This is a genomic window from Pseudarthrobacter sp. NPDC055928, assembly GCF_042270935.1.
GTDB lineage: Bacteria > Actinomycetota > Actinomycetes > Actinomycetales > Micrococcaceae > Arthrobacter.
The window spans coordinates 16583-42278 of the sequence record NZ_JBHJZH010000013.1 but is presented as its reverse complement, the minus strand read 5'-3'; the positions used below and the strand labels follow the sequence as shown (position 1 = coordinate 42278).

The window sequence follows — 25696 nt, the reverse complement described above, 5'->3', positions numbered from 1 at the left end:
GCCATGACTTCTCCTGCTTCCGTGGTGCTCGTTTTCCTGGATTCCGAGTTCCCTGCCGGCCGGCTGGCCGACGCCTCACAGCCCCAACTGATGGCCACTGACCAGGGGGCAACGCGCGGTGACGGTGTTTTCGAGACCATGCTGGCCGTGGGCGGAGCAGTGCGGAAGCTCCAAGCGCATTTGAACCGGCTGGAAGGTTCGGCGGAGGCACTGGACCTGGTGATTCCAGGCCAGGACCAGTGGCGTGCGGCCATCCGAACTGGTGTGGAGGAACACCGGACCCAGCATCCTCCATCCTCACCGGCGGAGGACGAACTCGTGGTGAAGCTGGTGGTGACGCGCGGAGTGGAGGGCGCCGCCACTCCCACATGCTGGGTCCAGGTGTCCCCCGTAGGCGCCGCCAGCCGCCGCCAGCGCGAAACCGGGATCGACGTCATCCTGCTGGACCGCGGTTATGACAGCGGCGTTGCCGAACGCGCGCCCTGGCTGCTGATGGGCGCCAAAACCCTGTCCTACGCGGTGAACATGGCGGCGTTGCGGCATGCCCACAAACTGGGCGCCGACGACGTCATCTTCACGTCCTCCGACGGACGCGTCCTGGAGGGTCCCACTTCCACCGTGCTGCTCGCGCACGTGGAAACGTCCGACGACGGCGGTGCCGCAGGCAGCCGCACCGTCAAGAGGCTCATCACGCCGCAGCTGGACAGCGGCATTCTTGCCGGGACATCCCAGGGTGCGCTCTTCACCGCCGCCAAAGCCGCGGGGTGGGAACTTGGCTACGGACCCTTGGAGCCGCAGGACCTCCTGGATGCCGATGCCGTCTGGCTCATTTCCAGCATCCGGCTGCTTGCTCCCGTGAACCACATTGACGGCAAGGAAATTGGAACGCCAGCCGTCCAGAAGCAACTGACGGCCGAACTGAGCGAGCTGTTCGCCGGGATCCAATAGGCCTGCCTGCGTGCCTGTCTGCGTGCCTGCCTGCCTGCCAGGACGGCCGCGCACTCTTTCAGGCGAGGGCTGCCCCGTGTTCCCGTGGGAGGCTCTGCCAGTACCTGTACCAGCAGGGCCTTCCACCCAGCTGTGCCAGAGGGTTTGCTGATTAAGTAGCGACATCTTCCACCCAACGAAGCGATCCCATACCCAACTTACGGAGAACAATGTTTACCGCTAATGCTTACGCTGCCCCGTCCGCAACGGGCGACCTCATCCCCACCACCATCGAACGCCGCGATGTCGGCGCCCATGACGTCCTGATCGAGATCAAGTTTGCCGGCATCTGCCACTCAGATATCCACACCGTCCGCGGCGACTGGGGACCCCAGCAGTACCCGCTGGCGCCCGGCCATGAAATCGCCGGCATCGTCACGGAGGTCGGTTCCGCCGTCACCAAGCACGCCGTGGGCGATCGGGTGGGCGTGGGCTGCATGGTCAACTCCTGCCGCGAATGCGTCAACTGCCAAAAGGGTGAGGAGCAGTACTGCCTCAACGGCATGACCGGCACGTACGGCGCCGTGGACCGCGACGGCACCATCACCCAGGGCGGCTACTCCACGCACGTGGTGGTGACCGAGGACTTCGTAGTCACCATCCCGGAAGGGATCGAGCTCGACGCCGCCGCTCCCCTGCTGTGCGCGGGCATCACTACGTACTCCCCGCTGCGGCACTGGGGCGCGGGCCCCGGTAAGAAGGTCGCCGTCGTCGGCCTTGGCGGCCTCGGCCACATGGCCGTCAAACTCGCGCATGCCATGGGCGCGGAGGTCACGGTGCTCTCCCAGTCGCTGAAAAAGCAGGAGGACGGGCTGAGGCTCGGCGCGGACCACTACTACGCCACAAGCGACGAAACCACGTTCACGGACCTGGCCAACACGTTCGACCTGATCATCAACACCGTCAGCGCACCGATCGACATCAGCGCCTACCTGCAGCTGCTGACCCTCGACGGCGCCCTGGTGAACGTGGGCGCTCCGGCCGAGCCGCTCCCGGTCAACGTCTTCTCACTGATCCTGGGACGGCGTTCCTTCGCCGGATCAGCGATCGGCGGCATCCGCGAGACCCAGGAAATGCTCGACTTCTGCGCCGAACACAGCCTCGGCGCCGAGATCGAGGTCATCCCGGCGAGCAAGATCAACGACGCCTACGAACGCGTGCTGGCGTCCGACGTGCGCTACCGGTTCGTCATCGACACCTCAACGCTCTAACCCTCGGATGCGGCGGGGAGCCTGCGTCTTTTTGCAGGTTCCCCCGCCGCGCCCGCGGAACCGGCCGCTGCCGGAAGCGGGGCGCAGCTCCCAACCGGGCGGGCCCAACCCCCTTTTGGACCGGCCGCAGGAGCCGTAGGGTGTGGTCCATGACCTCCACCGAAGTGCCTGATGACAAATTGACGTTCGACGAGTGCTGGGAACTGCTGGCCGATGAGACCCTGGGGCGGATCGCCGTCATCGTGGACGACCATCCTGAGATCTTTCCGGTGAATTTCGTGCTGGACCGCCGGAGCCTCGTGTTCCGGACCTCCGGGGTTACCAAGCTTTGGGCAGCGCTGACGGAGAAGCCGGCAGCGCTGGAATGTGATGGTTATGACCCGCACACAGAAACAGCCTGGAGCGTGGTGGCCCGCGGCGACATTGAAGTGATCGAGGACCCGGAAGACAAGGCCGCCGTGGACAACCTCAACCTGGAGCCCTGGCACCCTGGCGCGAAGAACCACTACGTACGGCTCACACCGCGCGCCCTGACCGGGCGCCGTTTCAAGGTCAACAAACCGGACGTCTGGAACACAAGGCTGTCCGACCGCCGTCGCGCTTCATTCGAGTAGTACGACGGCGCGTTGCCGAGTTCATTGGCGCCGCAAGCTCATGGTGTTGCGGCGATTGCCCGGGAAAGTTGCGTCTCCAGCCCGGACAGCAGAATGGTGATCCCCTGATCGAGTTCCGCCTCGCCGTCGTAATCAGCCAAGACCGGCGCCAATGCCCGGAGCCGGGGGAAGTCCTTGGCCGGCAAGCGATGCAGCCCCAGCCGTAGGAGGGCTTCGTTTTCCTCCGGGTCCACGATGAACTCCTGGAGCTCGTTGAGGATGTGGCCGTAGAGGAAGCCGTAGTACGCCCGGTACACGTGCAAGGCATCCGTGGGCGTGAACCCGGCGTCGATCAGCAAGCCCAGGATCTGCTCCAATGGCCGCACGGTACCCAACGGCCGCAGGCCCAGGGGCGTGGAGAGCGGCCGTGTCACCAGCAGGGGAATAACGTTTGGGTGGCGGAGTGCCAGGAGCCGCAGGTCGTGGGCAATGCGGCGCAACTGCGCCTTCCAGTCGGGATCGGCCGGGAAGATGGCGAGCTCATTGAGGACCATCTCGGACACCCCGTCCAGCAGGGCGGCGCGGTTCTCTGCGTAGCGGTAGAGGCTCATTGGATCGCGTTCCAGCACCTGCCCCAAGCGGCGCATAGTCAGCGAGTCGAGACCCTCGGAATCCACGAGTTCCAAGGCCGCGGAGAGCACCAGTTCCCTGCTCAGGCGCGGCTTGGGGCTCGCCATTTCATTCTCCGGACTCTTCGGGGAGGGCATGGAATTCCATCCTGTGCGTTGTAGCGTCGGCTGGGATAAGAAAAAATAAAGACGCTTGCCTAATACGTAGTCTACGCGTAAAGTCTACGTTGTAGAGCAAAATGTAGGCGCGGGTTTCAGACAAGGGACCGCGTTGCTGGCTGGACAGGCCAGCCAAATCAAACTCTTAGCCAGTCCGGACTCCGTCCTGGCAAACGAATACCCTGAATGCCCACGTGCACGGCGTTGAGGTTCGCGCTGCTGTAGCCGAACGGCGGCACCAACTGCACCTGGCGAAAGAGAAGCCGATCATGGCACATTCGCAGTTCGACAAATTCCTCCGCGAAGCTACAACGTGCGTCGGTGAGCCTGATGTCACCCTTGCCCGGGATCCCCTGTATGGCCTTTACACCAGCTGGTGTTTCCTCAATCAGCAGACCCCCCGCGCCGAAACCACTTTCTGGGCTGCCATGTCCCGCCGGATCGACCCCGACCAAAACGGCTTGCGCATGAAGGGCCCGGCAGCAGCTGATTACATCCTGACCAGTTATCCCGGCCTGGTCTAGGCCCCATGGAGAAACCCTTCTGCACTTACCTGCCACGGGATTCTTTCCAGCCACGGGGCGGGCGGCCGTGGTGCGCAGACTGTGACACCGATTCCTACCTGGCGGTGGACTCGGTGGTGGTTCTCGATGCGCGCAAGAACACTTTGGCGGCCGCCGTCAGCTGCTCGCAGTGCCGGGGCTCCCGCGTCCTGGCAACCACCTCTGAGCTCATGGCCGCCGTGCTGGCGAGGGCATCACACCAGGCTGCGACGTGAACAGCCTCACCGCCGAAACAGCCACCTGACAACGTCCATCCCGCCTAGATCCTGCGGTCCCGAAGAAGCGGGCGCAGGCGACCGGCTGGCTGGCAGCACTGGAAGGGCCGGGACCACCCGGCCCTTCCTGCGTTCCATTCCTGGAGTTACTGACCCGGCCTACTTCCCGGAGGCGGCGGGATACGCCGCGTCAACCTCCACCTCAACCAGCCATCCGTTCACCGGCAGGTTCTCGATCTCCAGCGCGAACCGCGACGGCCTGGCCGGGTTCACCACAAACGGATCGGCCGGCGCGGCCGAACCCAGCGGAACCTTGACCGGGGCGCCGTCGGAGAGGCTGGTGTTTGCGAAGTACTGCCGGTACGCGCGGTTCCAGCCGTCAAAGTCGGCCTTCTCAGCACCCGCAGCATTCTGGAGGAAGACGCGCATAGTGATGACGTCGTCGTAATCCAGACCCGCCTGCGCGAGGTTCTCGCCGATCCGGCGCAGGGCGTTGATGCCCTGCGCCTCGGTGACTGTCACGCCGGCGGGGAGCACCCCGTCCGGAAAGACGGCCGTGTCGATGTACCGCTGTTCGCTGCCCGCGGGCGCTGCAGTATTCAAGGCCGAGGGACCGAGGCCGCTGGTCTTGTAGATGGCCGTGTTCGCCCCGATGGCCACCCCTGAAGCGATCATCGGGTTGTCCTGGCCAGCCGGCAGGTTGGACACCGTGGTTCCCGGTTTGGGTGATGTGAGGTCCTGGAAGACTGCCGGCCCGGCAAAAGCGGCGGTGGCCGTGAGGCAAAGACCGGCAACGCCTGCGGCGATCAGGGAAGTGCGGCGGATCATCGGCTTCTTTCTGGGATTCGGGGAATTGTTGGTGTGATGTTCCTGAAGCGGGTTCAACCGGCCACCGCCGTTGCCACCCGGGTGTGCAGCGCCGTGACGGCCGCGCGGGCGGAGGTCATGGCTCCGTGCTGCCAGGCGATGGCATGACTCAGGTGGTCACCGGCGAAGTAGATGTTGCCGGTGGGCTCCAGCAGCTTGGCGTACTTGGCGTCCGTCTGCGAGGGCCATCCCACCCACGCGCCTTCCGAGAACTCGGTGCTGCTCCAGTCAACCGAGAACGACGCCGCAACGTCCTTCCGGTACACGTCACCATGGATCCGCGCACCCTGGTCAAGGGCACGACTGAGCCTTCTTTCCGGAGGCAGCGCCTGGTAGATGCGGGCGTTGGCGCCGGTGTTGTAGTAGCCGACCATGGTGCCGCGCTGGCCATGGAAGCCCGTGGACGGGTACCACATGTTGCCCAAGTCGATGTTGGTGTTTGTAATGCCGCCGTAGATGCGGTGGTCCTCTTCCCACCACCGGCGCGAGTACTCAATGCCGATCTTTCCCGCGTCGCTGGGGGTAGCGAACTTCAGCGCGTCAATGACGTCGGCCGGCAGGTTGCCTGGGATCTTGGCGGCAATGTGCGGCGGCAGCGTGCAGACCGCGAAATCGGCCTGCAGGGTCTGGGTCTGGCGGCCCGGATTGGTGTAGTCCACGGAAACGCCCGCCGAAGTGTTGTTCAGCGACAGGACCTTGGCACCGTAGATAATCTTGTCCTTCCCGATGGCCGCTTCGAAGGCGTAGGGGATCCGATCCATGCCGCCCACCGGCTGGAACATCATCATGGCCTGGTCCCAGCCAAATTCGAACGAGAAGTAGTTGCCCACTCCGCTGGCGAACACATCGGTCAGGGCAGCGGGCGCCAAAGGTGTGCCCGCCTCCATGCCCGCGCCCGGCGCGACGGAGTAGCCCTTCCTGCCGCTGCCGGAGTATTTGAAGCTGGCGGCGGCGTCACCGGGGACCTTGGCGCCGATGGCACCGAAGTTGCCTAGGAAGGAGATGAGATTTTCCTTGTCCGTGGGACTCAGGTAGCTGTCCAGGGAGCCCTGGTCGGTGGCCTTCGCGAGGAGCTCGGAGACATAGCCGTACACGTCCGCCTTGGCCGCACGGTGCCGGACCGGAGTATTGGACAGTTTGGTGCTGCCTTCGCGGAACAGGTAGCCGTCAGCGTTCTGGTTGGTGAAGGGCTCGATGGCGACGCCGAGTTCCTTGCAGTAGTCCAAGGTGATGTGGTGCTGCGGAATCCGGCCCGGCCCGGCATTCATGTACTGGTCTTTGGAGAACGTGGCGCGCTGTGCGATCCCGCCGAGGTCGGTCTCCTCCGTGCCGCCGCGGACTGTCCAGTTGCGTCCGCCCGGCCTCATCCGGGCTTCCAGGATGGTCACTTTGTAGCCCGCCTTGCCCAGCTCATAGGCGGTAGTGAGCCCGGCGATGCCGCCACCCAGCACCACCACGGACTTCCCTGCCCCGTTCAGGTCGCCTGCCCGCGGAGCGGCGAAGGCCGGCGTCGCCGAATCGGGCGCAAGGCCCATGGCCTCCATGGTCTGGTACATGACACCGGCGCCACCCACCATGCCCACATAGCGGAGGAAATTCCTGCGAGTCGCACTTTCCATATTGTTTTCCCTTTTCTGTCGGACGTTACGAAGGGAGCGTATTGATTGAGTGTTTCGTCAAATAGCGTGACAATTTCGTGGCGGTGCCGTTCATATTTCGGTAAAGTAAACAGACTTTACGCTGGGTAAACGCCATGTCAGCGTTCCATTCCCCGCCGCCACCGCCCGTGACATACTTGAGGAAAATGCACCGCGGGCGCGCATAGACGTCGCCCCGAGCCTCGCCTCCACCGAAAGGCAGCATCATGGTCAACGACGCCACGGCCAACACTTTCCCGGCCCACGAGGACCGCACTGCCGTCATCCTCGGAGGTGCCCGCACCCCTTTCGGCCGTTTCCGCGGCAGCCTGTCTTCCCTCTCCTCCAGCGAACTGGGCGCACATGCGATCCGCCATGCGCTGGAACGCGCAGGTGTGGCGCCGGGGCACGTACATGCGGTAATCGTGGGGCAGGTCATCCAGGCAGGAGCCGGCCAGGGACCGGCCAGGCAGGCAAGCCTGGGGGCAGGCATCGGCTGGGATGTCCCCACGGTCACCATTAACAAACTCTGCCTCTCCGGGCTGACCGCCGTGATCGACGCGGCCCGGATGATCCGCGCCGGGGAGGCTGATTTCGTCGTGGCCGCCGGCCAGGAATCCATGACCAACGCCCCGCACCTACTGCCCCGCCTGCGTACCGGCGTGGCCATCGGCGATACCCCGCTGGTCGATTCCCTGAACCACGACGCCCTCCAGGATCCCATCTCCGGAATCCTGCAGGGCGCCGCCACCGATGCCGGCAATGCCGAGCGCGGCATCAGCCGCGGGGAGCAGGACGAAGTTGCCGCCCGCTCCCACCAGAGGGCCGAAGCAGCGCGGAATGCAGGACTGCTCGCCGAAGAGATCGTTCCCCTGGATATCCCGCAGCGCCGCGGCCCTGCCGTCACCGTCGATGCCGATGAGGGGATCCGGCCGGGCACGACGGCGGAGGCCCTGGCGGCGCTTAAGCCCGCCTTCTCCACGGCCGACTCAGCCACCATCACCGCAGGTTCCGCCTCTCCCCTCTCCGACGGCGCGGCCGCCGTCGTGGTGGCCAGCAAGGCGGCCGCCGAACGGGCGGGGCTCACCTGGATTGCCGAGATCGGCGCCCACGGGCAGACAGCCGGGCCGGACGGCTCTTTGCATTCCCAGCCGTCGCGCGCCATCGAAAGAGCACTCCGCGCAGAAGGGATTTCGGTGGAGGACCTGGACTTGGTGGAAATCAACGAAGCGTTCGCCTCGGTGATCATCCAGTCAGCCCAGGACCTTGGCATTTCTGCGGAGAAGATCAACGCCGAGGGCGGGGCGATCGCGCTGGGCCACCCCGTCGGCGCCTCGGGGGCACGGCTGGTCCTGCACCAGGCCCTGGCGCTGAAACGGCGCGGCGGCGGCATCGGCGTCGTGGCCTTGTGCGGCGGCGGCGGCCAGGGCGAGGCCCTCATCCTCAGGGCCTGACGCCCGTCCCCACGGGCGTCGCCGCTGCTCAGGCCCCGGTACCCGCCAGTATTAGCAACGGCACCAGGCGCTCGGCACACGAGACCAGGACAAGCGTCCTGGGCCCCGCGCCGGCCCGGTTGTTAACCCCGGTGTCGTCGCACCAATCCAGGTTGTACGGGTGCGCCCCCACTGCCGCCTTGCCGGGAGCCGCGCCCGGCGGGACGGTGAACACGAAAGTAAACGCGCCGTCGTCGCTCATGGGTGCGAGTTCCTCCAGCATCAGCGATCCAAAGGCGTCCCGCACCGTCACCTGGACCTGCGCGTTTTGCCCGTAGCGGGCATCGCAGTTGGTGTCCTGCGCGCTGACCGTAACCTGCTCACCGGGTTTGGCTTCCGACGGCGTGACTGTGTACGCGGGCGGCATGCAGGGCGGCGGCGCGAAGACGTCCCGGCACCCACTCAACCCCGTGGCCACCGTGGCCAGTACGAGGAATGCAGCGGCAGTCCTCAAACGCGCGAATACAGCCAGTCCCCGCCCAGATTTCCCCATGGACTGATTGTCCCGTCCGCGTGACGGCCGCGGAAGCACGTGTTGGTTACGGAACATGACGACGGCGGCGGTGCGGCCAGGCGGGCCAAGTGTTACGTTTTTGAGGAGTAATGAGAACCGGCGCCAAGCCCTGACTGGCCGGTCGGCAACCCTCCCTTTCGCGGCGGGGTGCCTCAGGTGAATACTCGGCATATCGACATTCGAGTTGCAAGCGTGAGAGAAGGAGATCCGTCGTGTCTGACGCACCTGCCCCTGAAGAAAAACTGTCGTACCGGCTCATCACAGGCCCGGACGACCGTAATTTCTGTGAGCGGATTTCCACCGCCCTGGCCGAAGGCTATGTCCTGCATGGCAGCCCGGCTGCCACGTCCAACGGCGGCCAGGTGATTGTGGCGCAGGCACTCATCCTCCCGGCCGCCATCGCCAGTGCGGACGCCGCCGTCGCCACCGCTGTGGAAGACCTTGAGTTCGAAGGCGAGGGCCACGCGTGAGCTACGCCGGAGACCTCACCCCGCAGGAAGCCTGGACCAAGCTGGAGCAGGGCGCCATCCTGGTGGATGTCCGCACCGAGGGTGAGTGGGCGCACATCGGCATCCCTGACACCAAGGCAACCGACAACGACCCCCTGTTCATCCAGTGGACGTTCCCCGGCGGCATTCCCAACCCCGAGTTCCTCACCGACCTGAGGCAGCAGGCGCCGGAGGACACCGGCACCGAACTCCTGTTCATCTGCCGCTCAGGCCAGCGCTCCATCTCCGCTGCCATCGCCGCAACCCAAGCCGGCTTCACCTCCTACAACGTCCTGGAGGGCTTCGAAGGCGAACCGGACCGCTACGGCGAGCGCACCGTCAACGGCTGGAAGAACCGCGGCTTGCCAACCAACCTGGGAAAGAACTAAGTGACCTTCAACGAAGATGCCGCCGGCTGGAGCCCTGACACCCAGGCCGTCCGCGGCGGGCTGGACCGCACCAACTTCCAGGAAACCACCGAACCGGTGTTCCTGAACTCCGGATTCGTCTACGAGTCCGCCGCCGCAGCGGAGCGCGCCTTCACCGGCGAGGACGAGCGCTTTGTCTACTCCCGCTACGGCAACCCGTCCGTGGCCACCTTCCAGGAACGGCTCCGCCTGCTCGAAGGCACTGAAGCGTGCTTCGCGACGGCGTCGGGAATGTCCGCCGTGTTCACCGCCCTGGGTGCCCTGCTAGCCGCTGGCGACCGCGTAGTGGCAGCCCGCTCACTGTTCGGCTCCTGCTTTGTGATCCTGAACGAGATCCTGCCCCGCTGGGGTGTTGAGACGGTGTTCGTCGACGGACCGGACCTGGAGCAGTGGCGTGCGGCCCTGTCGGAGCCCACCACGGCAGTGTTCTTCGAATCGCCGTCCAACCCGATGCAGGAAATCGTGGACATCGCCGCGGTCAGCGAACTGGCGCACGCCGCCGGCGCTACCGTCGTCGTCGACAACGTCTTTGCCACACCCCTGCTGCAGCGCTGCGGCCAGCTCGGCGCGGACGTGATTGTGTACTCGGGCACCAAGCACATCGACGGCCAGGGCCGGGTCATGGGCGGCGCCATCCTGGGCACCAAGGAATTCATCGACGGGCCGGTCAAGCAGCTCATGCGGCACACCGGCCCGTCGCTGTCCGCCTTCAACGCCTGGGTACTTACCAAGGGCTTGGAAACCATGGCCCTGCGCGTGAACCATTCCTCAGCCACGGCGCTGCGGCTGGCCGAATGGCTCGAACAGCAGCCTGCCGTCAGCTGGGTCAAGTACCCCATGCTGAAATCGCACCCGCAGTACGAGCTCGCGGCCAAGCAGATGAAGGCCGGCGGGACCGTCCTCACCCTGGAGCTCGCGACGACGGACGGCCGCTCCGGCAAGGACGCCGCCTTTGCGCTGCTGGACGCGCTGCGGATCATCGACATCTCCAACAACCTGGGCGATGCCAAGTCCCTCATCACGCACCCGGCCACCACCACCCACCGTGCCATGGGTCCCGAAGGCCGCGCCGCCATCGGCCTCAGCGACGGCGTGGTGCGGCTGTCCGTGGGCCTTGAGGACGCGGACGACCTCATCCGCGACCTGGAACAGGCGCTCAAGCAGATTTGATCGGCGCCTGCTTACGGGGCGGAATTGACCACTGAGGTCTCAACCGAGGTCCAAGCGGTCGCTGTTCCGGCTGGGAAGGTCTCGCCAGCTGTTAGCGTGACCACTCGTTCTCCGATCAGCAGCCCTGTGTCGGGATCAATGATGATGTCCGTCCGCGTTTCCCTGTCCGGATGCTCGATCCCGATCGCTGTGCCTACCTTGCCGTCTAGGTTCGCCTCCTTGTCTACGACGGTGACTCCGGGAATGAGCGCGGCCGCTTTGTACAGTGCAGCGCGAAGGTCCGCCGGGACGACTCCGGTCTGCAGGGCGGCGGCGATGCTTTCCAGCGTTTCGGCTTCCGGCCTGCCTTGTTTGCCTCGCTGTCGAATGGTGTCCAGGAGTGCCTGGGGGTCGCGGGGCAGATTCTTCACGCCTTCCTCCAGGGGCAAGCCGGCGAACAGCAGCCGCGGTACTCCGTAGAAGTTACCTCCCGGTGCCCGGAGCAGTTCTCCCGCGCCGTGGGGGTTTTCAGACTGGGATTGCTGGTATTTGGTGGCCTCTGCTTTGGATTCCTCGGTGAAGAACGTCGTTGGGATGCGGGCTTCGCGGTTCCAGATCCATTCGGAGGCATGGTCGGCTGGGACATAAAGCTGGTCCGAAGATTTGTCCAGCCACTCCACCGAACGGCCGCCTGCTCCGGGGTCCCCCAAAGCGACTCCGGCGGCGTAGACCGCTGTGGTCTCGATCTTCAGGTACTGGCCGGGTCCCACTTCCGGGTCAGAGGTCTGGATGGTTGCTTCGGCCGGCACCAACAGTCGATCCCCCGCTACGTTCCTGCTACCCTGGCTGGATTTCGAGGTTAACACCTACTGTGTCCCCTGCGGTGATGCGGGCCGCAGTCCTGATCGCTTTCTTCACCGGCAGCAGGTAGGAGCCGGACTTGCTGTCCGGGAAGACTGAGGTTTGCCACGTGTGGCCGGAAATTTCGGCTGTGACTTTGACCGAGCCGAAGCCCTTCCGGAGCGGGGCCGCTTCCTCGCGGAGGTCGTCGGCAATGACCTCCGGGAGGGTGAGGAAGTGCCATCCGGCTTCTCCCGGGTAGAGCCACAATTCGGCACGGAACGAGTACGACGACGTCACGGCCTGAGTATGGCATGGCACCTTTCCCAATGCAGCAGCTGTTGTGGGCACGGCGGATGCGGCTGGTCAGGCCCCGGGTTGGCGGAGTTGCCGGAACGCCGTCTCCCGGACTGCGTCGGAGAGCTGGTTGAGCACCGGGGAGTCGATCTTCCACCGCTGCCAATACAAGGCCACATCGACAGGGTGCGCCGGGGCCAGTTCGATGAGTGCGGCGCCCCGAATGTCGGCCAGGCACTGCTGCTCCGGCAACAGCCCCCACCCCAATCCCAGGCGGATTGCCTGCGCGAACTCTGCCGACGTCGGCACATAGTGCCGCGGTGCGTTCAGTTCCGTTCCGGTCAGGTTGCGAAAGAACCCCTCCTGCAGGTCGTCCTTGCGGTCAAAGTCCACCACCGGGGCAAGGCTGCCGGCCCTGAGGTCAGGGCCGTCCGGCCACCATCGCCGGACATAGCCGGGACTGGCGACCGCGCGGTATCTCAAGGCTCCCAGCAGTGCCACGCTGCAGCCCTGCACCGGGTCCGGACTAGCGGTCACAGCGGCCATCACCGTCCCGGCGCGCAGTAGCTGCGTGGAATGCTGTTCGTCTTCCCTGTGGATTTCAAAGAATGCGCCGAGCTCCGGTGGAAGGCCTGCGAGCGCGGGCAGGAACCACGTGGACAGCGAATCTGCGTTCACCACCAGGGGAATGGGCGTGCCCGGCCTGTCGCTGCTCTCGCCGAGCTCCCGCGACGCATCCCACTCCAGTTGACGGACCTGCCGGGCGAACCGAAGAACCGCTTCCCCTGCCGGGGTGGGCCGCACGGGACTGGTCCGCTGGAACAGGATCTGCCCGGCCGCATCCTCCATTGCCTTGAGCCGCTGGGAAACTGCCGAGGGCGTGACAACCAGGATCCTGGCTGCGGCCTCCAGCGTTCCTTCCTCCACCACCGCGGCAAACGTCCGGAGCTGTTCCAGCTGAAAGGTTCTCATTAGCAATCCTTAGGACGCGTAAAAATGTTTAGCTGGAGTAATCATATGGTCCGCCGTACGTTGGATGACATGGATCTGACTGCACTTCTGGCCCCCATCGTGCTCGGCTTCGGCACCGGGCTTGCCCTCATCGTGGCTATCGGCAGCCAAAACGCGTTTGTCCTCCGGCAGGGCATCCGGGGTGAGCACGTAGCCGCCGTCGTGCTGGTCTGCAGTGTCTCCGACGCGCTGCTCATCGCCGCTGGGATCGCCGGGATCGGGGCACTCATTCACGCTAACCCGGTAGTAGTGGACGTGGCGCGCTACGCCGGCGCCATTTTCCTGCTGGGATACGGTGCCATGGCCGCCCGCAGGGCGATCCGCCCCGGCGCGCTCACAGCTTCGGGACAACATCCGGCCCTCAGCGCCGGGGCGGCCATCTCCACGGTCCTGGCCCTGACCTGGCTCAACCCGCACGTCTACCTGGATACCGTCCTGCTGCTCGGTTCGGTGGCCAACCAGCAGGCCCAGGATCTGCGCTGGTGGTTTGGGGCCGGTGCCATCGTCGCCAGCATTGCGTGGTTCAGCGCGCTGGGGTTCGGCGCCCGGGTCCTGCGCCCGTTCTTTGCTCGCCCGTCCTCCTGGCGCGTCCTCGACGGCCTGATCGCCGTCGTGATGCTGGGCTTGGGCGTGCGACTGGCGATCGGTGCATGATGGCGGGCCCCGCTGGCCTTAACCCTGTTGACCACGGCGGCACGTCGGCGTAGCTTCATGGTCACTACGCGCTGAGCTGGGCCATCGCATCCGCCGGACCGGGAGGCAGCCATGCACGGGAAGCAGGCACTGCGGGGCAACAGGCCGTATCAGAAGGCCGGAACAGTCATCGTTGCGGCCAGCTGCTGTTGGGGCGTGGGCATTTCCTTCGTGGGAATGGTGCACGCCACCCAGGACCCGGCAGCGCGGCTGGCCATGCTGCAGCGCAGCCGGGGGCCATGGATCGCCGGGCAGTTCCTCGCCGCCGCAGGGACCGCAGCGGTGCCCATCGGCTTCGTCCGATTCGCCCAGGCCCTCAGATCCGGCCCCGCGAAGACCCTCGCCACCGGTGCAGCGGCCGCCCTCGTCGCGGGCGCACCCCTGTTCGTTGTTGCCCTTGCGGACCGGGCATCGGATTTGGACAAGTTCGCGTACCGGAGGGGTCCCAGCTGGCCGTTCCTGACCTGCTCCGGCCTCCACATCGGCGCGCTGGCCGCCTTGGGTGCAGGCCTCCTGCTGTCGCCGTTGAAACCCTGGACCGGCATCACGGCGGCGGCGAGTGCTCCCGCCTTCGGCGCCATCCTGGCAGGGACAAAGGACATCCCGCCGTTTGTTTTCTACTTGGTGGAGGCCGCGGTGGGCGCCCAGCTCATGCGTTATGAAGAACCCGCTGCCCCGGTTGCGGACACAGCGGACGCCGGGAGGCTAGGACTGGCGCACCCTTAGCAGTTCGGGGGCAGCATCGACCTCGGGCAGCCCGGAAGTTCCGCGCATTGTGATGCCCACGGCGTAGGAGACTACCGCAGCCAACCCGCCGTCGTCGGGCGGTGATTTTTCCAGCACCGAGTCCCAGACCCTACGCTGTTCAGCCGACCCGGTACCGCGGGCAATGATGTCCTCAACGCCCTGCCGGGCCAGGGACAGCTCGCCTTGTTCCTGGAGGACCGGCGCGAGGTAATCCACCAGGGATCGCACCACATCGACGGCGGGGGCAGGTCTGAACGTACCGAAATCCAGCAGTTCACCACCCAATCCGCTGCTGCTTGCCTGCCACGCGGCCATCCGGAGAAGGACGGTGGGGACCGGCGCCGGCTCGACGCCGTCGCGCCATTCCCTGCTGGCCGATTCAACCATGGCCCGCACCAGTACCGCGATCAGGGCGGCGTCCTCCGCGCGCAGGCAGACGTCGGCCACGCGGACCTCCACAGTGGGGTGGTTCCGGGACAGGCGGGCATCAAAGTAGAGCATGCCCTCGTCCAGCATCACGCCACTGTCCAACAGGCGCGTCACCACTCGCCGGTACGCGGAGTACGTGCCGTAAATGCCCGCGGGACCGGACGTGGGCCACCTGTTCCAGGCCTGCGTCCGGTAGCTCTCAAATCCTGTAGGCATCCCATTCCAGAAGGGCGAGTTGGCACTCAAGGCGGTGAGGACGGCCAGCTTGTCCCGGATCCTGTCCAGCACGGCTACGCCCTCATCGGGCGATTCGATGAAGGTATGGACGTGGAATCCGCACGTCAGCTGCTCCTGAGCGGTCAGGCCGTACCGTTCCAGCATCCGTGCATAGCGCGGGTCCGGGGTGGTGTGGGTGGTGGAGCCGAGCGGCGACGTGGCCAGCGCGGCAACCCTGGCGCCATTCTTGAGCGCGGCCTGATCGGCCAGCAGCCGACCCGCCCGGATCTGCGGCAGCAGTTCGGAGTACTGGAGGCACGGCCGCGTCTGGGTCTCGATCTGCTCAAGCTTGAGCTCGGCGCTCAGGCCCAGCTCGTCGTCGTCGTATACGGTCTTGTCTTGGGTCTCCAGTGCATGCGGATTCTCCGGCGCGTCGTCGGCCGCGAGCCGCCGGCCGGACAGCAGGGCATCCGCCAGAGCAAGGGGCGCCCCTGTGTCCGGATCAACGATCAGGAGCTCTTCCTCGACGCCGAATGTTCGCATGCCTCTATTCTGCTTCAACGCCGCCACGCTTGGCGGGGTTGGGGCCGATCATGACGAACCGCGAACTATTCGACGCATTCTGCTCCATCATTCCTGCTTTGGGACAACGAGGGCCCTGAAGGCCGGGCGCGTTGTCCTGGTCCCGCGAATGATGGTGCAAAATCCCCGGGGGGACAGCTCCTCCACAGTTGGGGTTGTCCACATAGCGACGCTCCACCGGCCAGGCGCGGGCAAAACCGTGGCTAGCTCAATCCATGGATCCTTTGGACTTTTTGATATCCCTGGGCGGCGTGGCGCGGGTTGGCACGCTGCGGCGGGAAGGGTACTCAGCCCGCGACGTGCGGAGCCTGGGAACGGCCGGGGCCATCCAGCCCAGAAAAGGGGTCTGGGCACTACCGGATGCGAACCCCGAATTCAGGCAGGCAATCATCGACGATTCGCTCCTGACTTGCGCCTCGAGCGCGTCCTACTACGGGCTATGGCTCAAGGACAGGCCCGGCGGGCTGCACCTGGCCAGCCGACACAGGCGCAGCAAGTGCCGCCCCAGGCACGGCCGCCTCCGCTTCGAACAACACCAGCGCCTGCCCATCGCCAGCCCTGAAGACACGGTCATCCACGCGTTGACCTGCCTCCCGGAAGTCGACGCTGTGGCAATCGCGCAGTCCGCCATGCAACAGCACGGGATTGACCGCGCACTCCTCGAATCCGAACTGACAGCCAAGTATTTCGGAACAGCGCGGAAACGTTTGGCGAAGGCAGACGGCTTGTCCGAGTCGGTACCGGAGATCAGTGCCAGACTTCTTTTCGAATCGGCAGGGCTAGCGTTCCGCAGGCAGGTCCAGATACCAGGTGTAGGGCGCGTGGACATCCTGATCGACGGCTGGCTGATTGTCGAAATCAATGGCTTCCAGTTCCACAGTTCACGTGCGGCCTGGCGCAAGGATATGTCCCGGTCCAACGTCGCCCAGGTCCAGGGCTACTCTGTCCTGAGCTACGCTCCGGAGCAGATCTGGAACAGTCCGGAGACGGTCCTGAAGGAAATCCGCGCTGTGCTGGAACGCGGGCGTCCCCGCGGGTGACGGATCCTGCCCCATCATTTCGTCTGCGCGGGCCCGCAACCCCGGGGTTCCGCAGCCTAACGGACAGGCGCCCCGAATGATGGAGCAGAATCGTTCACAATCAGTCCTGGAAGTATTCGATTTTCGCCCCGATGGTGTTCAACCGCTCAGCCAGGTCCTCATAGCCGCGCTCGATCACGTAGATGTTCCGCAGCTCGGAGACGCCGCGGGCCGCCAGCATGGCCAGCAGCAGGCAAGCGGCCGGGCGGAGTGCCGGCGGGCAGCCCACCTCCGCGGCGCGCCAACGTGTGGGTCCCGTGACGTAGATCCGGTGCGGGTCCAGGAGCTGCACCTGGGCACCCAACCGGTTCAGCTCCGTGAGGTAGATGGCCCGGTTCTCGTAAACCCAGTCGTGGATCATGGTTTGGCCCTCGGCGTTGGCCGCGATCACCGCAAAGAACGGCAGGTTATCGATGTTCAGCCCGGGGAACGGCATGGGGTGGATTTTGTCCTCCGGCGCCCGCAGCTCGGACGGCTTGGTTGTGACATCCACCAGGCGGGTTCGGCCATTGCGGGCCATGTACTCTCCGGAAACCTCCAGCTTCTGGCCCATCTGCCCCAGCGTTGCCAGCTCAATTTCCATGAACTCGATGGGGACGCGGCGGATGGTCACCTCCGAGTTGGTGACGATGCCGGCCGTGATCAGGCTCATCGCCTCGATGGGATCCTCGGATGGGAAATATTCAATGTCGACGTCGATGTGCGGCTGCCCGGTGATCTTCAAGGTGGTGGTGCCCACGCCGTCGATGCTCACTCCCAGCATCTGCAGGTAGAAGCAGAGGTCCTGGACCATGTAGTTGGGGCTTGCGTTCCGGATCACGGTAGTGCCGCGGCGGTGGGCCGCTGCCATGATCGCGTTCTCGGTGACCGTGTCACCGCGCTCAGTCAGCACGAAGGAGCGGTCGAGGGTGTCCTCTTCCGGTGCCTGGACCGTGTAGAAACCAGCGGTGGCCTCCACCGAAAGCCCAAACTGGCGCAGCGCCTGCATGTGCGGCTCCACTGTGCGGGTGCCCAGATCACAGCCGCCAGCGTAGGGAAGGCGGTATTCAGCGGCCTCGTCCAGGAGCGGGCCGAGCAGCATGATGACGCTCCGCGTGCGGCGTGCCGCTTCCACATCCATGGCCGCCAGGTCCAGGGCGGCGGGGCGGCGGAGCTGGAGGTCGGTGTCGTTGAGCCAGGTGCACTCGACGCCGATGCTGCTCAGAACCTCGACGATTCGATTGACTTCCTCAATCCGGGCCAAGCGGCGCAGGACCGTAGTGCCGCGGTTGATGAGGCTGGCACAGAGCAGCGCGACGCCGGCGTTCTTGCTGCTGTTCACGTCCACCGACCCGGACAGCGTGCGGGCACCCTCGACCCGCAGATGCGTCATCTGGGATGTGCCCACTTTGACAATGCTGAGACCGAAAATGGCCTCCAGCCGCTGGATCATTTTCAGGCTCAGGTTCTGTTTCCCCTGTTCCATCCGTGCGACGGCACTTTGGCTGGTTCCAAGCTCGGCGGCCAACTGTCCCTGGGTCCAGCCTTTCTGGCTGCGGGCCTCCCGGAGCGTTGCGGCAACGTGTTCAGCAGTTTCCTGAGTCATATGAAAAAAATATCATAAATGAGCTATTTTGCCACGCACGCAGTCTGAGTTGGGAGGTCAGGATCGTAAAGTACCCACCTCATGCGATAGCCTTGGCTGCCCGCGGACGCCCTTGACCCGCGTCGCCGGGGAAGAGGAGACTGAAAAGACCTGCCCGCCGGGCTAGGACGGAGGTCCCATGCACAGAGCTGTGCCGGGAACGTTACCCACCTCAACGGGTGCGCTGAGGCTGATTCCTTGCGCCCTGGCGATCGGCCTGGCCCTGGTGTTTGGCATGGTGTTCGCGCCCCCGGTCGCCGCAGTGCAATCCCCCGGCGAAGGCAGCCCATCGCTGCTGGGCAACGACGTCTCCTGGCCACAGTGCAACAAACAACTCCCCAGGGGCGCGGCCTTCGCCATTGTCGGGGTCAACAACGGCCGTGCCAACGCAACGAACCCTTGCCTCGCGGAGCAGTTGAAGTGGGCGAACGCCATCGACGCCAACGGGGACCGCGCAGAAAACCCCACCGCCCAGCCAACCGTTGCGCTCTACGTCAATACAGCCAATCCCGGACTGACAGGCTCGTGGTGGCCCACCAGCAATGACTACCCCGCCGCAAAGCCGGTCCACAATCCGTACGGTGACTGCGCAAGGAACAGCACTGACGATCCGGAGGTTACCGAAGCCTGCTCCTACATGTACGGCTATGCCAAGGCCTACGACGACGCATACCTCCGCGGCATCAGCAAGCCCTCGGAGTATGTATGGTGGCTCGACGTCGAAACCGGCAACTCATGGTCGGGCAACAGGAACTGGAACCGCGCAGTCCTCGAGGGTATGACCGATTTCTTCCACGGCATCGGCGCCGACGTCGGCATCTACTCCAGCGGGTACCAATGGGGACAGATCGTAGGCACTGTCAGCAACTCCAGCAGCCTTTACACCCTGCCCAGCTGGCTGGCAGGTGCCCGCACCGCAACAGGGGCCAAGGCGATCTGCTCGGATGCCCCGCTCACCGCCGGCGGCAAGGTCGCACTCACCCAGTTCGTGTCCGGGGAATTCGACTACAACCACTCCTGCATCTGAGCGTCGCGCTGACGGCGGCTACTTCCCGATGAACGCCACACGTTCTCTCCAGAACTAGCCGCCGACGAAACTCCACGTGCCGGCAAACACCGCGGCGGCCACGGCCGCCGTGGCCATTAGGGCCCCGCCTGCCAGGACCCACACGTCGAGCCTGCTGTAGGTGGATTCACGTGCCCAAGTCCGGTCCCCGCCGCCGAAGCCACGCGCCTCCATGGTGACCGCGAGCCGTGACGCCCTGCGGATGGCCTGGACCAGGAGGCCGAAACTCTGGCCCAGGGTGGCTTTCATCCGTTGCGCCGGGTTGCCGCGCGAGCCAACGCCGCGGGCGCGGCGGGCCATCCCAATGGTCTGCCACTCCTCGGCCATCAGGCCAACAAGCCGCATGGCCGCGAGCGTCCCCAGCACGAACCGGTGCGACAGCCGGGCCTTCTGGGCCAGCGCATCGGCGAGATCGGTAGGATCGGTGCAGCTCATGAGGAGGACTGCCGGCAACGCGATCGCCAAGCCGCGGAGCATAAAGCCCAGCCCCAGCTCCAGGGAGCCTTCGCTCATGGACCAGATGCCGACGTCGAGCAGTATCCTTCCGCTGTCCGGAGCCAAAATCGAGGTGCTCCAGCCACCCACGGCGGCCGCCAGGATCAGCGGCCAGCCGCGCTGCCACAGCAGCGTCAGGGTCAGTCCTGCGAGCGGGAAGAGCAGCAGTTCGCAGAAGAGCGCCACGGAGGCGGAGACCCAGTCGATGGACAGCGCCAGCACCACGGTCATGAAGACGACGGCGGCGAACTTGCTCAGCGGATTGGCACGGGTCAGCAGTGCTTGGTTCCCCCGCAGGGTCAGTTCCTGCCTCATGGGGCCACCGCTTCGGTGGTGCCCAGCCGGAGCTCGGCGCCGCCCAGGGCCGTGCTGAATTCGGCATCGTGCGTTACGGATACCACGGCGGTGCCGGCGTCGAGCAGTTCGGAGAGGAAGGACGCGAGCTCGGCCCAGGTGTTGGCGTCCTGGCCGAAGGTTGGCTCGTCCAGGACCAGCACCTGCGGGTGGGCGGCGAGCACCGTGGCCACGGACAGCCGGCGCTTCTCACCGCCGGAGAGCGTGTAGGGGTTGGCGTCCACGAGTTCGGTCAGCCGAAGCCGCTGGAGGAGCTCATCCACCCGTTCCTCGCCGTGGCCAAGATGCCTGGGGCCGAACATCAGCTCGTCCAGGACATTGCCGGTGACAAACTGGTGCTCTGGCTCCTGGAAGACGGTTCCGATGCGGGCGATCAGCTGGTCCGCCTTCCATTTGTAGGGGTCGATGCCTGCGCCCTGGCTCAGGTCCACGGTGGCCGAAACATTTCCCCCTACGGGTGCCAGCAGGCCGGCCAGGGTCAGCGCGAACGTGGATTTTCCCGCACCGTTCGGACCTGTGATGGTGAGCGCCTGCCCGGCGCGAACCTGCGCCGAGATGCCCTGCTGGACCGGAACCGGAGGGATCGCTTTGAAGCGGCGGCGGCGCGGCCGTTCCCGCGAAACGGCAAGGTCCTCGGCCGCCAGCAGCAGGTCCCCCGAGCCGCCGGAAGTCCGGTTCCGCGTGGCCGGAACAAAGCCGGGGACCCACACACCGGCAGCAATCAGCATGTCCCTCGCTTCGGCGAGGACCTGGTCCGGCGGCCCGTCCAGCAGCACTGCGGGATCGGTTGCGGAGCCTGGCTGCAGCACCACGATCCTGTCCACGAGGTCCTTCCAGACGGACACGCGGTGCTCCACCACAACCAGCGTGGCCCCGGTCTTGTCCAGGCAGCGTCCCACGGCGTCGCGGACCTCGAGGACCCCGGTGGGGTCCAGGTTGGCCGTGGGCTCGTCCAGGAGAATCAGCCCCGGCCGCATGGCCAGGATGCCGGCGAGCGCCAGGCGCTGCTTCTGCCCGCCGGAAAGGGCCGACGTCGGGTGGTCCAGCGGCAGGTGGGAGAGCCCGACGTCGTCAAGCGCCTCGTGCACGCGCGCCCAGATCGCATCGCGCGGCACGGCGAGGTTCTCGGCACCGAAGGCGACGTCGTCGCCGAGCCGGGAGAGGACCACCTGCGTTTCGGGATCCTGCTGCACCAGCCCGGCGCGGCCGCGCCGCTCACGGGGGGATGCGCCGTCGATCCGCAGCGAACCGGATTCGTCGGAATCGCCCGCTTCGCCGTCGTCGTTCACATCCCCCAGCACCCCCGCGAGGGCGTGGAGGAGCGTGGATTTGCCCGCCCCTGACGGGCCCAGCAGGAGCACACGCTCCCCGGGCTTGATGTCCAGGTCCAGGGCGTGGACCGCAGGCCGGGACCGGCCGGCGTGCCGCCACCCCCAACCGCGGGCAGTGACGGCGGCGGGCCGCATCGCAGCGGCTGTGCCGTCGTCGTAGGCTGCGGGCATTAGGAGAAGACGGGCTCCGACGCAGCCTTGCGGGACGCGAAGGAGCTCAGCACACCGGTCCTGGCCAGGCCGCGCGTGGCGATCCAGGACAGCGCGCCGGCGATGATCGCGCCCGAGATGGCGGTAAATACGATGTACGCGAGCTTGTCACCGGCGGCGTAGGCGATGTTCCAGCCCCAGGGGGCGAAGGAGTCGTTCAGGCCGCAGAACAGCCCGGCCGCAGCGCCGGCCAGCAGCGCGACGGGCAGGTTGAACTTCTTGTAGACGAAGATGGCGAAGATGATCTCGGCACCCAGGCCCTGGACGAAGCCGGAAAACAGCACGGAGGCGCCGTACGGCGAGCCCATGATCAGTTCACCCATGGCGGCCACCGTTTCGCAGAAGAGCGCGGCGCCCGGCTTGCGGATGATCAGCATGCCCAGCACGGCGGGGATCATCCAGCCGCCGGCGATGAGGCCGGTTAGCGGCGGGTAGACGGCGTTCATAGGCGGCGAAACCGCGGCGGCGCCCTGGGACCACGCCCAGAAGATCACGCCGCCGGCGATGGCGATGAGGGCGGCCACCACGATGTCAACGATGCGCCAGGTGTAGCCGGTCTTTTTGATTGCTGCAGTGCTCATGTGATCCTCCTGAGGAACAGGAGGGGAAAGTGTTCCGGCGGTCGGCTTGCCACCGGTTACCGCACACTTCGAGAACTCGACTCCCTTGCGCCGGTACTAACCGGATCAGGTTCGAGGGTCTGCGGCTGTCCCGCACTCTCAGCGCCCACCTGCGGTTCCCTGGCAATGCCAGTGATGCCCGACGGCGGCGCTCCCCTGTCGTTAATAAAGCTGGTCTTTGAATATTCTGCCCTGATGGGCGTGGTCCAGTTTACACCGCTGGGGCGGTAGATTGTGGGCCATGACTGCCAACAACCCGACTGTGACTGCGTTCAATCCCGACTCAAGGCTGCCCCAGCCATCAGGCCTGCTCGAGGCCCTGATTGACCGGATCGAGGCCGAGATCACCGAGCTGCAGTTTCCGCATTTCACCAAGGACGATTCCCTCAATCTGGGGTTGCTCCTGGTGGAGCTGGGGAAGACGCGGCGGCTTCCCATCGCGATCGACATCACCAAGGGCGAGCAAGTGCTCTTCCACGTGGCCTTGGATGGTGCCACCCCGGACAACGAGCACTGGATCCGGGCCAAGCAGCGCACCGCCGCCCGGTATGAGATCCCGTCATTGCTGGTGGGACTCCGCGGCAGGCTGCACGGCGGCCGGATCGAGGACCACGGCTGGTTCGACGAGTCCACCTACGCGCCACACGGCGGCTCCTTCCCGGTGTACGTGGCCGGAGTGGGTGCGGTAGCCACTGTCACCGTTTCCGGGCTGCCTCAGCAGCAGGACCACGACCTCGTGGTGGAGGCCCTGCGCGAAATCCTGGGGTCCATGCGGGCCGAGTAAGCGTGCCCCCGGGCCGGGCTTCCTGACACTCCCGAAGTTGACACGCTCCCCCTGACGACACGAGGATGAAGTCGATCCGGAAAGCGTTTTCTCACTGGCGCAGCCGTGGAAGCCGCCGTCAGATCCGGCAGCCTTCAGGAGGGCGGGCATTTGAGCAGCCAGCACACCATCGACCGTCAAGCCCTGGTCCGCCGGCACAACGTGGAGCAGCGGAGCCTTGATCCCCGCAGCCCGGTTTCCGTGGGCAACGGCGAGTTCTGCTTCACGGTAGACCTCACCGGGCTCCAGAGCCTCCCGGCCGAGTACCCCGTAGGAGGGCCGCCCGGCACGCTGCTCGGCTCGCAGTCCCAATGGGGCTGGCACTCCATCCCCGCGTCCGAGGAGTACAGCCTGGCCAGTTCCACGGTTCTGTACGATTCCGCGCGGGGCCCGGTCCCTTACCTGGACATGGTGGGCGACATCGTGGACGGCCGGGAGACCAAAGCGTCCCGCGCCGAGACCTGGCTGCGGGCGAACCCGCACCGCCTGGACCTGGGCCGGATCGGGTTCGCGTGGACGGATCGGGCCGGGGCCGGGGCGCCACGGCCGCTCACCGCGGCAGACGTCGTCGACCCCGTCCAGACCCTGGACCTCTGGACCGGGACGGTCACCAGCACGTTCAGCCTCCGGGGCCATCCCGTCAAGGTCACCACCGCCTGCCATCCGGACCGGGACCAGATCGGCCTGATCGTGGAGTCCGCGGCCCTCCAGCACGGGCTGGTGGTCACGTTCGCCTTCCCCTATGGGTCCGAGGCGTGGCATGACGCCGCGGACTGGAACCGTCCCGCGGACCACACCACTACCTTGGCGGAACCAGCGGGCGGAGCGGACGGCCTCCAGCATTGGACGGTGGACCGCGACCTGGACGGATCGGGGTACCAGGTGACGGTGTCCGGGAGGAACCTCCGGCTGGACCAGTCGGGGGCCCATAACCTGCTGCTTGGCGCCGACGCCGGCCAGGACGTCCTTGACCTGGCCGTCCAGTTCACCAGCACCGGGCAGGGCGAATGCATCCTGCGCAGCTCTGGCGGCGCACCCTCGACTGGGACTGGAACCGCCGTCGCCCAGGCCTCCCGCGACCACTGGCCGAAGTTCTGGCAGTCCGGCGGCGCCGTCGAACTCCATGGCACACCCGACCCGCGGGCGGCTGAACTTGAGCGCAGGATCGTCCTGTCCCAGTACCTCACGGCGATCAACTGCGCCGGGTCCCTGCCACCACAGGAGACCGGGCTGGTGTGCAACTCCTGGCGGGGACGCTTCCACCTGGAGATGCACTGGTGGCACGCCGCGCATTTCGCCCACTGGAACCGCACGGAACTGCTGCTCCCCAGCCTCCGCTGGTACCGAACCATCCTTGAGTCCGCGCGGCAGACGGCCAAGGCCCAAGGGTACGACGGCGTCCGCTGGCCCAAGCAGGTGGGACCGGACGGGCGCGAAAGCCCCAGCCCGATCGGCACCTTCCTGATCTGGCAGCAGCCGCACCCCATCCACCTGGCCGAGCTGGCGTATCGGGCGGTGCCCTCGCGGGAATTGCTGGAGGAATTTTCGGAGATCGTGTTCGAAACCGCCGAGTTCATGGCAAGCTTCGCGCACCCCACGGCACGTGGCTTTGAGCTTGGGCCTCCGCTGATCCCCGCCCAGGAAAGTTATGAAGCCATCCGCGGGACGGTCACCAACCCCACGTTCGAGCTGGCGTACTGGCAATGGGCGCTCCGCACCGCCAACACGTGGCGTGAACGCCTCGGCCTTCCCGGCCGCCCGGACTGGCAGGCCGTTGCGGACGGCATGGTCCGCCCGCGGACCGTCAACGGCGTCTACGCCGCGATCGACGTCGAACCCTTCACTATCCGCACGGACCACCCGTCCATGCTGTGCGCACTGGGCGTGCTGCCGCAGACAGGCCTGATCGACCCGGAGATCATGCGCGCCACGCTCGCCGACGTGCTGGCCACCTGGGACTGGGACAGCACCTGGGGCTGGGACTACCCCGTGATGGCCATGACCGCCGCACGGCTGGAGGACCCGGAAACCGCCGTCGACGCCCTCCTGCAGGAGGCCGGGAAAAACACGGTCCTGCCGAACGGACACAACCGGCAGACAGATTCCCTTCCCCTCTACCTGCCAGGAAACGGCGGACTCCTGGCCGCCGTCGCCCTGATGGCGGCGGGGTGGGACGACGGCCCGGACGGGCACGCCCCGGGCTTCCCGGCAAGCTGGACCGTGGCCTGGGAGGGCCTGGTCCCAGCTCCGTAGCAAACCGCCGGAGGGGCTTCAGGCGGGCCCGGCAGGCGGGGCCGAAGGCGGGCTGTCACGCTGGCCGATGACGCTAGGCTAGGAGAAGTCCTG

At 66.1% G+C, this 25696-nt stretch carries 27 protein-coding genes and 2 riboswitches; of the genes, 15 read left to right on the top strand and 12 right to left on the bottom strand.

Going from position 1 to position 25696, the window contains the following annotated elements; genetic code table 11:
• Positions 1–3 precede the first annotated feature (3 nt).
• From ACFC25_RS15980 to ACFC25_RS15970, 3 genes are all read left to right on the top strand, one after another.
• Positions 4–948, top strand: coding sequence for an aminodeoxychorismate lyase (locus ACFC25_RS15980; protein ID WP_376046798.1), 945 nt, complete (start codon positions 4–6; stop codon positions 946–948).
• A 209-nt stretch (positions 949–1157) separates the two neighbouring features.
• On the top strand, positions 1158–2198 hold the full coding sequence (locus ACFC25_RS15975; protein WP_376046795.1) for an NAD(P)-dependent alcohol dehydrogenase: 1041 nt from the start codon (positions 1158–1160) through the stop codon (positions 2196–2198).
• A gap of 149 nt (positions 2199–2347) precedes the next feature.
• The gene (locus tag ACFC25_RS15970; protein WP_337347430.1) at positions 2348–2812 is read left to right on the top strand and encodes a pyridoxamine 5'-phosphate oxidase family protein; all 465 of its coding nucleotides are present in this window, start codon (positions 2348–2350) and stop codon (positions 2810–2812) included.
• A gap of 38 nt (positions 2813–2850) precedes the next feature.
• On the opposite strand, the gene ACFC25_RS15965 is transcribed toward ACFC25_RS15970, so the two are convergent.
• The gene (locus ACFC25_RS15965) at positions 2851–3558 is read right to left on the bottom strand and encodes a TetR/AcrR family transcriptional regulator C-terminal domain-containing protein (protein ID WP_337347431.1); all 708 of its coding nucleotides are present in this window, start codon (positions 3556–3558) and stop codon (positions 2851–2853) included.
• Between the two features lie 290 nt (positions 3559–3848).
• On the opposite strand from ACFC25_RS15965, the gene ACFC25_RS15960 reads away from it, so the two are divergent.
• Together ACFC25_RS15960 and ACFC25_RS15955 are read left to right on the top strand one after the other, a co-directional pair.
• Positions 3849–4103, top strand: coding sequence for a hypothetical protein (locus ACFC25_RS15960; RefSeq protein ID WP_376046791.1), 255 nt, complete (start codon positions 3849–3851; stop codon positions 4101–4103).
• Between the two features lie 5 nt (positions 4104–4108).
• Entirely contained in the window at positions 4109–4357 is a 249-nt protein-coding gene (locus tag ACFC25_RS15955) for a hypothetical protein (RefSeq protein WP_337347433.1), read from the top strand.
• A gap of 159 nt (positions 4358–4516) precedes the next feature.
• Here ACFC25_RS15955 and ACFC25_RS15950 read toward each other — a convergent pair whose 3' ends face one another.
• Positions 4517–5185 (bottom strand): Rid family hydrolase, encoded by a 669-nt coding sequence (locus ACFC25_RS15950; RefSeq protein WP_376046787.1) that lies wholly within the window; start codon positions 5183–5185, stop codon positions 4517–4519.
• A 53-nt stretch (positions 5186–5238) separates the two neighbouring features.
• Positions 5239–6843: a flavin monoamine oxidase family protein gene (locus ACFC25_RS15945; protein ID WP_376046784.1), complete on the bottom strand. Its 1605-nt coding sequence runs from the start codon at positions 6841–6843 to the stop codon at positions 5239–5241.
• Positions 6844–7088: 245 nt separating this feature from the next.
• Between ACFC25_RS15945 and ACFC25_RS15940 the strand changes: the two genes are divergently transcribed.
• The gene (locus ACFC25_RS15940) at positions 7089–8315 is read left to right on the top strand and encodes an acetyl-CoA C-acyltransferase (protein ID WP_376046781.1); all 1227 of its coding nucleotides are present in this window, start codon (positions 7089–7091) and stop codon (positions 8313–8315) included.
• A 28-nt stretch (positions 8316–8343) separates the two neighbouring features.
• Here the strand turns inward: ACFC25_RS15940 and ACFC25_RS15935 are convergent, their stop codons facing one another.
• A complete protein-coding gene (locus ACFC25_RS15935; RefSeq protein WP_337347435.1) occupies positions 8344–8847 on the bottom strand; it encodes a hypothetical protein in 504 nt (167 codons plus the stop codon).
• Between the two features lie 106 nt (positions 8848–8953).
• Positions 8954–9067, top strand: a riboswitch (SAM riboswitch).
• A gap of 13 nt (positions 9068–9080) precedes the next feature.
• Between ACFC25_RS15935 and ACFC25_RS15930 the strand changes: the two genes are divergently transcribed.
• From ACFC25_RS15930 to ACFC25_RS15920, 3 genes are read left to right on the top strand one after another with little or no spacing between them, the layout of a single operon-like run.
• Positions 9081–9338, top strand: coding sequence for a DUF1737 domain-containing protein (locus ACFC25_RS15930; protein WP_337347436.1), 258 nt, complete (start codon positions 9081–9083; stop codon positions 9336–9338).
• Entirely contained in the window at positions 9335–9745 is a 411-nt protein-coding gene (locus tag ACFC25_RS15925; RefSeq protein ID WP_337352024.1) for a rhodanese-like domain-containing protein, read from the top strand. Before ACFC25_RS15930 ends, ACFC25_RS15925 begins: the two co-directional genes overlap by 4 nt.
• A complete protein-coding gene (locus ACFC25_RS15920; protein WP_337347438.1) occupies positions 9746–10954 on the top strand; it encodes an O-succinylhomoserine sulfhydrylase in 1209 nt (402 codons plus the stop codon). It begins immediately after the preceding gene.
• A gap of 11 nt (positions 10955–10965) precedes the next feature.
• On the opposite strand, the gene ACFC25_RS15915 is transcribed toward ACFC25_RS15920, so the two are convergent.
• The 3 genes from ACFC25_RS15915 to ACFC25_RS15905 all read right to left on the bottom strand — a co-directional run bounded on the left by ACFC25_RS15915 (position 10966) and on the right by ACFC25_RS15905 (position 13042).
• Positions 10966–11742, bottom strand: coding sequence for a hypothetical protein (locus ACFC25_RS15915; protein ID WP_376046777.1), 777 nt, complete (start codon positions 11740–11742; stop codon positions 10966–10968).
• A gap of 28 nt (positions 11743–11770) precedes the next feature.
• A complete protein-coding gene (locus ACFC25_RS15910) occupies positions 11771–12073 on the bottom strand; it encodes a DUF1905 domain-containing protein (protein WP_376046774.1) in 303 nt (100 codons plus the stop codon).
• Positions 12074–12139: 66 nt separating this feature from the next.
• Complete coding sequence (locus tag ACFC25_RS15905; protein ID WP_376046772.1) at positions 12140–13042, bottom strand: LysR family transcriptional regulator ArgP; 903 nt, start codon at positions 13040–13042, stop codon at positions 12140–12142.
• A gap of 69 nt (positions 13043–13111) precedes the next feature.
• On the opposite strand from ACFC25_RS15905, the gene ACFC25_RS15900 reads away from it, so the two are divergent.
• Both ACFC25_RS15900 and ACFC25_RS15895 read left to right on the top strand, forming a co-directional pair.
• Positions 13112–13735, top strand: coding sequence for a LysE/ArgO family amino acid transporter (locus ACFC25_RS15900; RefSeq protein ID WP_337347442.1), 624 nt, complete (start codon positions 13112–13114; stop codon positions 13733–13735).
• A gap of 111 nt (positions 13736–13846) precedes the next feature.
• Complete coding sequence (locus ACFC25_RS15895) at positions 13847–14500, top strand: hypothetical protein (RefSeq protein ID WP_376046769.1); 654 nt, start codon at positions 13847–13849, stop codon at positions 14498–14500.
• Here the strand turns inward: ACFC25_RS15895 and ACFC25_RS15890 are convergent.
• Complete coding sequence (locus ACFC25_RS15890; RefSeq protein ID WP_337352018.1) at positions 14480–15709, bottom strand: glutamate--cysteine ligase; 1230 nt, start codon at positions 15707–15709, stop codon at positions 14480–14482. The genes ACFC25_RS15895 and ACFC25_RS15890 overlap by 21 nt on opposite strands.
• Positions 15710–15972: 263 nt before the next feature.
• On the opposite strand from ACFC25_RS15890, the gene ACFC25_RS15885 reads away from it, so the two are divergent.
• Positions 15973–16788: an endonuclease domain-containing protein gene (locus ACFC25_RS15885; RefSeq protein WP_376046766.1), complete on the top strand. Its 816-nt coding sequence runs from the start codon at positions 15973–15975 to the stop codon at positions 16786–16788.
• Between the two features lie 100 nt (positions 16789–16888).
• Here ACFC25_RS15885 and ACFC25_RS15880 read toward each other — a convergent pair whose 3' ends face one another.
• A complete protein-coding gene (locus tag ACFC25_RS15880) occupies positions 16889–18412 on the bottom strand; it encodes a UDP-N-acetylglucosamine 1-carboxyvinyltransferase (protein WP_376046764.1) in 1524 nt (507 codons plus the stop codon).
• 178 nt (positions 18413–18590) lie between these two features.
• Between ACFC25_RS15880 and ACFC25_RS15875 the strand changes: the two genes are divergently transcribed.
• Positions 18591–19478, top strand: a complete 888-nt coding sequence (locus tag ACFC25_RS15875; RefSeq protein WP_376046762.1) for a hypothetical protein — start codon at positions 18591–18593, stop codon at positions 19476–19478.
• A 54-nt stretch (positions 19479–19532) separates the two neighbouring features.
• Here the strand turns inward: ACFC25_RS15875 and ACFC25_RS15870 are convergent, their stop codons facing one another.
• Genes ACFC25_RS15870 through ACFC25_RS15860 form a run of 3 tightly spaced genes read right to left on the bottom strand, consistent with a single transcriptional unit; the run spans position 19533 to position 22488 of the window.
• On the bottom strand, positions 19533–20327 hold the full coding sequence (locus ACFC25_RS15870) for an energy-coupling factor transporter transmembrane component T (RefSeq protein WP_337347447.1): 795 nt from the start codon (positions 20325–20327) through the stop codon (positions 19533–19535).
• The gene (locus ACFC25_RS15865) at positions 20324–21868 is read right to left on the bottom strand and encodes an ATP-binding cassette domain-containing protein (protein ID WP_337347448.1); all 1545 of its coding nucleotides are present in this window, start codon (positions 21866–21868) and stop codon (positions 20324–20326) included. The genes ACFC25_RS15870 and ACFC25_RS15865 overlap by 4 nt, the downstream gene beginning before the upstream one ends.
• A complete protein-coding gene (locus ACFC25_RS15860) occupies positions 21868–22488 on the bottom strand; it encodes an ECF transporter S component (RefSeq protein WP_337347449.1) in 621 nt (206 codons plus the stop codon). Before ACFC25_RS15860 ends, ACFC25_RS15865 begins: the two co-directional genes overlap by 1 nt.
• A gap of 64 nt (positions 22489–22552) precedes the next feature.
• A riboswitch (TPP riboswitch) is annotated at positions 22553–22695 on the bottom strand.
• Positions 22696–22768: 73 nt separating this feature from the next.
• On the opposite strand from ACFC25_RS15860, the gene ACFC25_RS15855 reads away from it, so the two are divergent.
• Positions 22769–23311, top strand: coding sequence for a heme-degrading domain-containing protein (locus tag ACFC25_RS15855; protein WP_337347450.1), 543 nt, complete (start codon positions 22769–22771; stop codon positions 23309–23311).
• 150 nt (positions 23312–23461) lie between these two features.
• Positions 23462–25603 (top strand): hypothetical protein, encoded by a 2142-nt coding sequence (locus ACFC25_RS15850; RefSeq protein WP_376046759.1) that lies wholly within the window; start codon positions 23462–23464, stop codon positions 25601–25603.
• Positions 25604–25696: the final 93 nt, after the last annotated feature.